General features: G+C 39.6%; 10 protein-coding genes and 1 pseudogene. 1 reads left to right on the top strand and 10 read right to left on the bottom strand.

The window, feature by feature from the left end; translation table 11 throughout:
• Positions 1 to 545 precede the first annotated feature (545 nt).
• A complete protein-coding gene (locus ABUE20_RS19155; RefSeq protein ID WP_408621574.1) occupies positions 546 to 1,112 on the top strand; it encodes an RNA 2'-phosphotransferase in 567 nt (188 codons plus the stop codon).
• Between the two features lie 94 nt (positions 1,113 to 1,206).
• Here ABUE20_RS19155 and ABUE20_RS19150 read toward each other — a convergent pair whose 3' ends face one another.
• From ABUE20_RS19150 to ABUE20_RS19110, 10 genes and pseudogenes are all read right to left on the bottom strand, one after another.
• Complete coding sequence (locus ABUE20_RS19150; protein ID WP_408621573.1) at positions 1,207 to 1,569, bottom strand: hypothetical protein; 363 nt, start codon at positions 1,567 to 1,569, stop codon at positions 1,207 to 1,209.
• Positions 1,569 to 2,936, bottom strand: coding sequence for an RHS repeat domain-containing protein (locus ABUE20_RS19145; protein ID WP_408621572.1), 1,368 nt, complete (start codon positions 2,934 to 2,936; stop codon positions 1,569 to 1,571). The genes ABUE20_RS19150 and ABUE20_RS19145 overlap by 1 nt, the downstream gene beginning before the upstream one ends.
• 232 nt (positions 2,937 to 3,168) lie before the next feature.
• Positions 3,169 to 3,702, bottom strand: a complete 534-nt coding sequence (locus tag ABUE20_RS19140) for a hypothetical protein (protein ID WP_408621571.1) — start codon at positions 3,700 to 3,702, stop codon at positions 3,169 to 3,171.
• 1 nt (position 3,703) lies between these two features.
• Entirely contained in the window at positions 3,704 to 4,114 is a 411-nt protein-coding gene (locus ABUE20_RS19135; protein ID WP_408621575.1) for an AHH domain-containing protein, read from the bottom strand.
• Positions 4,115 to 4,442: 328 nt separating this feature from the next.
• Positions 4,443 to 4,913: pseudogene (locus ABUE20_RS19195) on the bottom strand (RHS repeat domain-containing protein); the annotation flags it as partial.
• A 397-nt stretch (positions 4,914 to 5,310) separates the two neighbouring features.
• Positions 5,311 to 5,640 (bottom strand): hypothetical protein, encoded by a 330-nt coding sequence (locus ABUE20_RS19130; protein WP_408621570.1) that lies wholly within the window; start codon positions 5,638 to 5,640, stop codon positions 5,311 to 5,313.
• A gap of 161 nt (positions 5,641 to 5,801) precedes the next feature.
• Positions 5,802 to 6,275 (bottom strand): hypothetical protein, encoded by a 474-nt coding sequence (locus ABUE20_RS19125; RefSeq protein ID WP_408621569.1) that lies wholly within the window; start codon positions 6,273 to 6,275, stop codon positions 5,802 to 5,804.
• Positions 6,276 to 6,278: 3 nt separating this feature from the next.
• Positions 6,279 to 7,514 carry an RHS repeat domain-containing protein gene (locus ABUE20_RS19120; RefSeq protein ID WP_408621568.1) on the bottom strand — a complete coding sequence of 412 codons (1,236 nt, stop codon included), beginning with the start codon at positions 7,512 to 7,514 and terminating at the stop codon, positions 6,279 to 6,281.
• A gap of 290 nt (positions 7,515 to 7,804) precedes the next feature.
• Positions 7,805 to 8,224, bottom strand: a complete 420-nt coding sequence (locus ABUE20_RS19115) for a hypothetical protein (RefSeq protein ID WP_408621567.1) — start codon at positions 8,222 to 8,224, stop codon at positions 7,805 to 7,807.
• A gap of 6 nt (positions 8,225 to 8,230) precedes the next feature.
• A partial coding sequence (locus ABUE20_RS19110) for a polymorphic toxin type 47 domain-containing protein (protein ID WP_408621566.1) occupies positions 8,231 to 8,932 on the bottom strand: 702 nt, incomplete at its 5' end.

Here is an 8,932-nt window from a genome sequence, read left to right as displayed (position 1 = left end):
TTGGCATTCAGGTTCAGTTCGCTATCATAACCAAACAGGGTGCGTTGCAACTGCTGGTTATCGTTGCGGTCTTGTCGGCGAACTTCGCTAATTTGGCCATTCGGAGTCAGTGTAAATTGCTGGTCCCCCCAGTAAGAGTCATCTATACTGGTTAATTAGCCGAAGTAAACATCGACTTAAATTAATTAAAACCAACCAACGTACATAGATTGCGCATGATTACTGGTCTCATAAGATGGCTGGCCTGCTATTATTACTGCAAACGGAGGCAATACTAGCACCACGGATAGTCATCTCAAAGGCAAGTAGCTGCGCGAGACAGGGTTTGAGACCGGCACACAAGTGACCGGATTGTATAGTGCTCATTCCGGACAGTCCGCAGGAGGTGGTATTGCGGGAACAACTGGCACAGTTAAAAGCGACGCAGGGGCGAGTTGAGTGAAATAAACAGCTGGGATGGTGATCCCGGTTATTCGATATTTTTATGTGTTTATAATATATTAAGCATAAGATGACGAACATTATTAGGAAAGTCGGTTAACTAAATGACATCAGCTAAAGAATTAAATCAAATAAGTAAATTTTTAAGCCTTATTTTACGTCACAAGCCTGATACCATCGGTATTGAATTAGATTCAAACGGCTGGGCTAATATTGAAGAAATCATAATTAAGACGAATAAATTTAAATATGATGGCATTTCACCGTTGAATTTACCTTTAATCAAAGAAGTCGTTAAAAATAACGATAAAAAACGTTTCAGTATATCTGAAGATGGTGAATATATTCGAGCAAACCAAGGTCATTCAATCAACGTTGATTTACAGTTTCAACCCATAAGCCCCCCTGAAACTTTATATCATGGAACTGCTACTCGGTTTTTAACATCTATTACAGAACATGGGTTAAAATCCCAACAAAGACAGTACGTTCACCTATCTACAGATGTGGAAACTGCGATAACAGTCGGTCAACGATATGGAAATCCAATTGTATTAGAGGTGAAAGCCCAACTAATGTACAAGCAGGGCTTTAAATTTTATCAGGCAAAAAATAATGTATGGCTTATAGATAATGTGCCATCTGAATTTATATCTTTAATTAACATGTAATTTTATCCAGATACTATGAGAGCTTATCTAAACTTGATGGTCAATCATAAAAGTTCTGGACTCTAACTATATTATAAAAAAATCACATCCATGGTTATCCATTCTTTGCAAAGTCAAACCAAGAATCAAAATCACAAAATTCATAATTACGTTCTGTATTTCCTAAATCAATAACGATTACTTTTGGATTACCACTTGTATCATTTCCATCAAAAAATGCCGCATCATCATTTAATTGAGCAAATGGAATTAGATTTTTATCCTTCATATTTTTCCATTCTTTATAGCTATGTCTTAGATTCCAAGCTAATTTCCCTGCTGGAGTATCGGCGTCCTCAAACCACCATTCAAAATATTCTGGCAGGTTTGCTTCTGCAGACATAATTATATATTTCTCTGGATAACTAAAATGTTTAGGAAGTTGGCTTTTGTCATAAATAGTGAATTTTTTTTGCATTACTTTTTCCCCGTAATCTCAGGATCATATAAAGAGCCAAGTGGAAATCTTTCTGACCAAGTTTTATCGATGCCTCTCATCGTTGATTGTTTCATAACCCTAAACTCTATAGCTTCTCCCCATGTTTTGGGAAGTTCTCCATTAAACTGGAACCGCCTTGATTGTTCTGGTGATATTTTGTCCGTATAGTTCCTCAAGTGAGCTTGTATATTGATGCCAGCTTCTCTTGCAGCAAGAACCCTAGTATTATCTGCGCTAGTTATTGCGCCATCTGGCATTCTTACCACATCCAATGGTTTACCATTCCAACCATCTTTTTTCATAGATTCTACAAGTTGATCATAGTTCAAAGGCGAGCCTCGCTTTTGGTAATCAACAGTTGCTTGAGAAAATGAAACTTCTGTTGGGTCTAATTCGACAACCTTATCATTATATCCTTTGTTTTTAGAACCACACCCGGCCAGCCCCAACGGATCTCCCCAATCCATCGGATTATGCACATAGGCCTGTGGCCGTAGCCCTCCCGCCATTCCAATTGGGTCTGGACTCAAATATTGCCCGCTATCTGCATCATAATAGCGATTTAAATTGTAATAAAGCCCTGACTCACAGTCCTCTAGCTGACCTTGATAGCGCAAGTCACATTGCACTGGGTCATTAGCTGCTTCATCGAACTGTCTGTCGACATTCAGTTTCAGTTGTTGCTGTCGATGTCGTTGCCATAAGCCTTGCTGGCCCCGCCAGACAATATCACCATCTTCACGGCAAAGCTCTCGGGGTGTTCCCGCTTGGTCAGTAATCACATAATGAAGCTGCTCGCTCTCGTGTACATGGTTGGTATTGACTTGTGCTACCGGACGAAAAGATCCCGGTTCGTAAATATACTCGGTTGTTTGTAATGCATCGCCATTCGCGGCTTTTAAGATTTGCTGAACAACCTGCGCCCCATCATAACGATACTGAATTTCTCTTTCCGATTGCGCGCCTTGCTCACATTCTTTCGAGAGCCGTCGACCAAAAGCATCGTAGCGATAACGCCAGCGTTCCCCATTCGGGAGTTCAATTCGAGTCAGCCGGTCTTGTTCATCCCAGTTAAAACGGGTAATTTGAGGACGAAAACCATCTTTTTGTTCAGTTTTACTGACCGCCCGTCCACAGGCATCATATTGATAGGTAAAACGCCCAACTTTGACAACGCGTCCGGCATTGTCGTATTGGCATTTTTCTTTTTGCAAGGCCACTTCTTGAATGGGAACCACGTTATCGAGTGACTGGGTGGCTTTCGGGGTCTCATTTAAGTTCAGTTCGCTATCGTAACCAAATAGTCGAATCTGCTGTTGGTGACTGCCTTTTTCCAGTTGATGCAAATGCTTAGTGATCTGCCCGTTTTTATCGAGTTCAAAACGATCACTTCCCCAATGGCTGTCGTCAATGCCAGTTAATTGATCAAAGTAAGCATGAAGTTAAATCAATTAAAGCCGACCAAATTCCATGGATCCCGCATGATTATTGGCTTCATAAAGTGGATGCCTATTATTATTGCTCTAAGTTAGTCATTGGATTGAGTATAAATGATTGATCTCATCAGATGGGATTCTGCTATTCTCTCATTAAAAATTTAAAGTCATACACGCATAGATTACATTCACTCGTCATACCACATGGCAGATATCCATTTTCTATAACTTGAAAAATATCTTCTAATAAAGAGTTATTTACAACCCCATGAATATATCTTTGAATAGAAAGCATTTTCATCTGATGATAAATATCATCAATAATTTCAAAATATAGATCATCTGCTTTCGTATTTTTATTTTTTAATTTTTTCTTTCTATATTCTAAATTTTTTTTACTATGAAAAGAAGTCCTTTTTTTAATTGCATCATCAATATAATCTTCAGCCTTTCCATAATCTTTAGAAAATGTAAATTTCGCCACTTCATTTTCAATTCTATCCTGCCACACAATATATTTTGAAGGTATGTTTTGAGAATAGAATAAATCTAAAGCAAATTTATCATCATTTATTAATTCATATTTTTCATTGAATATTCCATGGCTATCAAATAAAAAATCTCTACACATCATAAAAATCGGTTCTTTAATTAAATATTCACTTATATTTTTCATATTAATTCCCCAATACTTTACTCCAAACCTTCAATGCTATTTCATTACCTTCAGCACCGCCATTACGAGAAAGATCTTTTGCTCTAATAGGTAATCCACTCTTCATATTTTCCTTCGCTATATTTTGTATATCTGCAACCTGCCGTCCAATTCTTTTTGCGCTTTGATTAAGATCAATTTTATCTAACGCATTCTTAATGGCTTTCGTATATCCATCATGATTACCTTGATGACGAGCCAACGAACTAGACATATCATCTACCTTTCTAAGAAAAATACCGTTATCAGCACTATCTATATCGTAACCAATTTTTTTAAGCGCTGGATGATCATATAACTGTTTAGGGATAACATGATGTGCTTGGTATCCTTTCCAAGAAGTACCTTTAGGAAGACCCATATCCTCCATCATGTTTCTACCTAAAGTTGTTGAACACCCTTCAGGCGCCAGCCCCAACGGATCCACCCAATCCACGGGATTATGCACATACGCCTGTGGCCGTAGTCCTCCGGCCATTCCAATCGGGTCTGGGCTTAGGTACTGCCCCGTATACGCATACGTAGTAGCGATGGCGGTTGTAGTAAAGCCCTGTCTCCCGATCAAAAATCTGCCCCGGATAACGCAGGTCACACTCAATCAGGTCATGAATGCTGTCGTTCGCCGCATATTTGGGGTCAAGGTTAATGGGCTGCTGATGGGCATTGCCCCAGACTGCCTGATAACCCCGCCACACAATGTGACCCTGTTCATTCACCAGTTCCCGAGCACTACCAGTCATATCGGTGACGATATAATGTAAGCGGCTTTGTTCGTTCTGCTGCGTGATTTGTGCCACTGGCCGAAAGCTACCCGGTTCATAGGCATATTCCGTTTGCTGTTGAACTTCGCCGTTCACCACCAGCTGGCTTTGAATGAGCAGGTCGCCATCCCATTGATAGCGTTGCGCCTGTTCTTGACCAGAAACAGTACAGGTTTTACTGATTCGACGACTAAACGGGTCATATTGATAGCACCAACGTTCACCATTGGGCAAATCAACTTGCACTAATTGGTCATCGGCATTCCACTGATAGCGGGTCTGTTGCGGACGAAACCCTTTTTTGGTCTCTGTTTTTTCAATTAGTCGGCCACACTCATCATACTGGTATTGATTATTCCGAAGTTTGAGCACCCGCCCGGCTCGGTCATACTCTGTTTTATGGACCTTCAATCGTTCGTCAGCTAGGCTGATGATGTTGTCGGTGGTATGTGCTTTAGCATTCAGGTTCAGTTCGCTATCGTAACCAAACAGGGTGCGTTGCAACTGCTGGTTATCGTTACGATCCTGTCGACGGACTTCACTAATTTGGCCATTCGGAGTCAGTGTAAATTGCTGGTCTCCCCAGTAAGGGTCATCGATCCCAATCAGTTGATCGAGGTTATCATAGTGATAATTGCGCAAGGTCAGCTTATCGCCGACTAATGCTAATTAATCCAAATAAGCTGATTTTCTTGGATTCCTGCGGTGAATTGATAGATAAGTTAGCTTCAATCTTTAGCTATCATAGACAGTCGTATGAGTATTTCACTGCTATCCGTAGAAGAATATAAAAGCTTCTGCTCAGCTACTATTGTTCTTCAATTACATATTCAGTAGATGAACGCCACAATATTTTTTTATAATTACCTTTATAAATTCCTTCCTCCTTATAATAGGCCATTATTTCCGATGGTGACCATCCATATCCAAATGAAAACAATGCATCTCGTTGAACAAGAATATGAATTATTTTCATTTTTTGATTCTCATCATTATAATCAGAAATTAAAAATTCATTTAAATTTTCAAAACCTTCTGACAACAGTTCTTTTTTATTCTTATATCCTGAAACTTTTACAATTATTTTACTATTGGATATTTCAACGACGACAATGGTGTTATGTGGAACTACATTCATAGAATAATTTATCTCAAAATTACAGATGTAGATGTGAAAACAGAATTAATAAGCATCTCTGATGCATCCAAAGGAATACATTTCTAACATAAAATACAGATTAGATTAACTTTACATTCCGATATATATTAAAACTTAGTCTAAATTTTTCAATGTCAATATTATTTCTGAATCTGAGGTTCACCAACAAATCCTCCAGTATCAGTATCAATATCAATCAAATACATAGAATGATCGCTACTTAATTCAAACACCACACCTATTATAGATGGCAAAACATTTTTAGGTTTACTAAACCAACTAAATTTACCTTCTCTTCTTTCGCCTTGAATAAAAATTTCATTTTCAATTCTAATTTTTTCTTTTCCATTGATATCTAAAATAGATAAACTGCTATTAAGACATTTTTCATCTAAAAAATTCAACACAGCAACGGCCTTTCTATTAGGAACAACTTCTCCTAGAAGCGCATATTTACCCTTGAAAGTCGATATATTTTCATCGCCAGCATTCCACTGTAATTCGATTACTTTCTCGACTCCCCATCCTAAAGAAATTATCTTATCAAGAGACATAGACTCCTCTATGATTTTCCCATCACGTCGTATTTGTCTAAAATTTTTTATAACAGTCATTTTCTACTCCAAAGGTAATGTTCTAGGTTCACCTATCATTTTTAAAGCTCGCTCACCTATAAACTCAACTTGCCGTACTCCACCTGAATATTGACCAAGAGGTCCAGTAAATCCGCTATTCAATCTCTGAGCTTCTGTAGTTTCCACAGTGATAACTCGTGAAACATCTGATTTAAATTCATCTAAAATAACTAACTTATCACGAGCAAAAGCTTGGCTTAAAATTACTTCTGGTGTTGCAAATCCCCCAAATGCTGGTACTCCATTGGTCAAAGCTTTTGCTTGACCTTCGCTCACAACCATTTGATAGCGAGTTCCTTTTGGAACAATTTCTGATGTAACTTTAGTTCCTTCAAGCCAGGCTGGTTGATTACCCGCAGCAATCATCTCCTGGTTAACTTCTTCTGCACTTCTAACCCGAAGAACTTTTGATTCTTTTATACTAGCGCCACATCCCTCAGGCGCCAGCCCCAGCGGATCTCCCCAATCTACTGGGTTATGCACATATGCCTGTGGTCGTAACCCTCCGGCCATTCCAATTGGGTCTGGACTCAAATATTGCCCGCTATCTGCATCATAATAGCGATTTAAATTGCAATAAAGTCCCGACTCACGGTCTTCAAGCTGACCTTGATAACGCAAGTCACATTGCACTGGGTCATTAGCTGCTTCGTCGAATTGCCTTTCGACATTCAGTTTCAGTTGTTGCTGTCGATGTCGTTGCCACAAGCCTTGCTGGCCCCGCCAGACAATATCACCATCTTCGCTACAAAGTTCTCGGGGGGTTCCCGCTTGGTCAGTAACCACATAATGAAGCTGCTCGCTCTCGTGTACATGGTTGGTATTGACTTGTGCTACCGGACGAAAAGACCCCGGTTCGTAGATATACTCGGTCGTTTGTAGCGCATCGCCATTCGCGGCTTTTAAGATTTGCTGGACAACCTGCGCACCATCATAACGATACTCAATTTCTCTTTCCGATTGCGCGCCTTGCTCGCATTCTTTCGAGAGTCGTCGACCAAAGGCATCGTAGCGATAGCGCCAGCGTTCCCCATTAGGGAGTTCAATTCGAGTCAGCCGGTCTTGTTCATCCCAGTTAAAACGGGTAATTTGAGGACGAAAGCCATCTTTTTGTTCACTTTTGCTGACTGCCCGTCCACAGGCATCATATTGATAGGTAAAACGTCCAACTTTGACAACGCGCCCCGCATTGTCATATTGGCGTTTTTCTTTTTGCAAGGCCGCTTCTTGAATGGGAACCACGTTATCGAGTGACTGGGTGGTTTGTGCGGTTTCTTTTAAGTTCAGTTCGCTATCATAACCAAATATTCAAAAACTGCTGCAGGCTGCCTTTTCGGGTTGAGGCACCTTTTTGATAGCCTCATTAGTTCAAAGCAATCTCTGCCCAAGTGGCTGTCATCCACGCCAATTAAATGACCAAAATTATCATAGTGATATTTTTACAATGTCAGTCAACATTATAACATCTGTTATTAACATTCTCTTAAACTTATTAACATTCTTTAATTTTATATGCATTTTTCTTCTAAATAATGGATGGTATACCAATTAACAGCTACTAAAAACCCACCCACGTCATTGGATACAAAATATTCCATTCCGAAACAATCAATTAATATTTTTGATAAAATCTTCCCATTGCTAACTTTAATGCAAGTATTTCTATTAATTAAATCCTGTTCAAAAAAAACATATAGATTTTCTTTATCAAATTTTTCAAAAAATAAAAATTCAGAATCTTCATCATTTTTTATCTTGATTCCCTCATCTAAAGAAATATGTCCCGTTTTTTTTACATTCCCATATTTTGAAAAGATAAAATTTATATAATTTTTAGCTTTTTCCCCTGTTATTATGTCTACTGACATACCTAGTTTATTAGCTTTTTCCTTAATTTCCAGAGCATTACTAAATTTATGAAGTTTCAAATTCGATTACCTTCTTGTTGCAGGTATATTATCCACAAAAATATGACCTCTAACGCGAGGTTTACCGGGAGTCTGATATCCTATATGAGGTTGATGGGGACCTTCACCTAGCGTCCCATTAGGTTTAACGTTATTCAATTCTGGTATATCCATATTTACATTTGCCCCCCCGGGACCTCGCCACTCAACAGGGATAGATTTCCCATTAGCATCACGTCCCCATTTTACAATTTCAAATTGTTCTTTACTTACACCTGTCCGAGCAAACGCTTGATCTAAACCATCCCTATAAGATTTTCCAGTACCTCGTAAGTCAAGATCTTTATCTGAGTTAAATTCCCAATTATTACCCGATAGAGAATCTTTATTTACTCCTCGACACCCTTCTTCCGTCAGCCCCAACGGATCCGCCCAATCCACGGGGTTATGTACATACGCCTGTGGCCGCAGCCCGCCGGCCATCCCAATCGGATCGGGGCTTAAGTACTGCCCTGTATATGCATCGTAGTAGCGATGGCGGTTGTAGTAAAGACCTGTCTCGCGGTCAAAAATCTGCCCCGGATATCGCAGGTCGCATTCAATCGGGTCATGAATACTGTCGTTCGCTGCATATTTGGGGTCAAGGTTAATGGGCTGCTGATGGTCATTGCCCCATACTTCCTGATAACCCCGCCACACAATGTGGCCCTGTTCATTCACCAGTTCCCG

Source organism: Celerinatantimonas marina, from assembly GCF_046054165.1.
Taxonomy (GTDB): domain Bacteria; phylum Pseudomonadota; class Gammaproteobacteria; order Enterobacterales; family Celerinatantimonadaceae; genus Celerinatantimonas.
Note: the sequence above shows the minus strand (reverse complement) of the source record. Positions and strands in the feature narration are given on the sequence as shown.

Bases quoted from the DNA above. Each gene is read 5' to 3' on its own strand.
- ABUE20_RS19135 (WP_408621575.1), bottom strand. From the start codon at position 4,114: ATGATGGAGGATATGGGTCTTCCTAAAGGTACTTCTTGGAAAGGATAC.
- ABUE20_RS19130 (WP_408621570.1), bottom strand. From the start codon at position 5,640: ATGAATGTAGTTCCACATAACACCATTGTCGTCGTTGAAATATCCAAT.
- ABUE20_RS19125 (WP_408621569.1), bottom strand. From the start codon at position 6,275: ATGACTGTTATAAAAAATTTTAGACAAATACGACGTGATGGGAAAATC.
- ABUE20_RS19150 (WP_408621573.1), bottom strand. From the start codon at position 1,569: ATGCAAAAAAAATTCACTATTTATGACAAAAGCCAACTTCCTAAACAT.
- ABUE20_RS19140 (WP_408621571.1), bottom strand. From the start codon at position 3,702: ATGAAAAATATAAGTGAATATTTAATTAAAGAACCGATTTTTATGATG.
- ABUE20_RS19155 (WP_408621574.1), top strand. From the start codon at position 546: ATGACATCAGCTAAAGAATTAAATCAAATAAGTAAATTTTTAAGCCTT.